Origin of the sequence: Citrobacter sp. JGM124, assembly GCF_018257795.1 — a bacterium.
In the GTDB taxonomy this organism is placed as follows: Bacteria; Pseudomonadota; Gammaproteobacteria; order Enterobacterales; family Enterobacteriaceae; genus JGM124.
The window spans coordinates 1-1,259 of record NZ_JAERJD010000032.1 but is presented as its reverse complement, the minus strand read 5'-3'; the positions used below and the strand labels follow the sequence as shown (position 1 = coordinate 1,259).

Here is a 1,259-nt window from a genome sequence, read left to right as displayed (position 1 = left end):
GCACAGTGCTGTGTTTTTAATAAACAGTTGCAGCCAGCTGGTATCTTCGACTGGCTTCAGCTCCGTCCGCAAGGGACTTCACCTACGCGCCAGCGTGCCTTCTCCCGAAGTTACGGCACCATTTTGCCTAGTTCCTTCACCCGAGTTCTCTCAAGCGCCTTGGTATTCTCTACCTGACCACCTGTGTCGGTTTGGGGTACGATTCTGTGTTACCTGATGCTTAGAGGCTTTTCCTGGAAGCAGGGCATTTATCACTTCAGCACCGTAGTGCCTCGTCATCACATCTCAGCGTTGAATAAGTGTCCGGATTTACCTGGACACTCCGCCTACCTGCTTAAACCGGGACAACCGTCGCCCGGATGACATAGCCTTCTCCGTCCCCCCTTCGCAGTAACACCGAGTACAGGAATATTAACCTGTTTCCCATCGACTACGCCTTTCGGCCTCGCCTTAGGGGTCGACTCACCCTGCCCCGATTAACGTTGGACAGGAACCCTTGGTCTTCCGGCGAGCGGGCTTTTCACCCGCTTTATCGTTACTTATGTCAGCATTCGCACTTCTGATACCTCCAGCAGACCTCACAGTCCACCTTCAACGGCTTACAGAACGCTCCCCTACCCAACAACACATAGTGTCGCTGCCGCAGCTTCGGTGCATGGTTTAGCCCCGTTACATCTTCCGCGCAGGCCGACTCGACCAGTGAGCTATTACGCTTTCTTTAAATGATGGCTGCTTCTAAGCCAACATCCTGGCTGTCTGTGCCTTCCCACATCGTTTCCCACTTAACCATGACTTTGGGACCTTAGCTGGCGGTCTGGGTTGTTTCCCTCTTCACGACGGACGTTAGCACCCGCCGTGTGTCTCCCGTGATAACATTCTTCGGTATTCGTAGTTTGCATCGGGTTGGTAAGCCGGGATGGCCCCCTAGCCGAAACAGTGCTCTACCCCCGAAGATGAGTTCACGAGGCGCTACCTAAATAGCTTTCGGGGAGAACCAGCTATCTCCCGGTTTGATTGGCCTTTCACCCCCAGCCACAAGTCATCCGCTAATTTTTCAACATTAGTCGGTTCGGTCCTCCAGTTAGTGTTACCCAACCTTCAACCTGCCCATGGCTAGATCACCGGGTTTCGGGTCTATACCCTGCAACTTAACGCCCAGTTAAGACTCGGTTTCCCTGCGGCTCCCCTATACGGTTAACCTTGCTACAGAATATAAGTCGCTGACCCATTATACAAAAGGTACGCAGTCACCCCATAAA

The 1,259-nt window shown here is 53.0% G+C and carries 1 rRNA gene; it reads right to left on the bottom strand.

From position 1 onward, the window contains the following. A 23S ribosomal RNA gene (locus JK154_RS17585) occupies positions 1-1,259 on the bottom strand; the annotation flags it as partial.